The sequence below is a fragment of the Chromobacterium subtsugae genome, from assembly GCF_001676875.1.
Classification (GTDB): domain Bacteria; phylum Pseudomonadota; class Gammaproteobacteria; order Burkholderiales; family Chromobacteriaceae; genus Chromobacterium; species Chromobacterium subtsugae.
Genome location: NZ_JYKA01000056.1, coordinates 1 through 377 on the forward strand (window position 1 = coordinate 1; position 377 = coordinate 377).

Here is a 377-nt window from a genome sequence, read left to right on the forward strand (position 1 = left end):
CTGCCCCGCGCTCCAGCTGCCGCCGTCGGCGAAGGTCACCGTCTTCACCGTGCCCTGCTGGCGCTGCCAGTCGAACCAGCCTTGCACCCGGATCGAGTCGTGGCCGTTGACGTGCTGCAGCAGCAGGTCCTGGCCGCTTTGCGACGCGACGATGTCGCTTTGCGCGATGCCTGCGCCGAAGCGGATCTCGCTCTGGCGGCTGCTGTCCACCGTCACGTGATCGTCGATCACCAGGTCGTTGCCGTCGCCCAGATTGAACACATAGGTGTCCTTGCTGCGGCTGCCGCCATGCAGCGTGTCGTCGCCCTTGCCGCCTTCCAGCGTGGTTTCGTCGCCGCTGCCGATCAGCACGTCGTTGCCCGCGCCGCCGCGCAGGG

At 68.2% G+C, this 377-nt stretch carries 1 protein-coding gene; it reads right to left on the reverse strand.

Translation table 11 applies throughout. The annotated features are described in order from the left end of the window. Positions 1-377 (reverse strand): calcium-binding protein (locus tag MY55_RS22345; protein WP_279625472.1); only part of this gene is annotated, 377 nt, incomplete at both ends.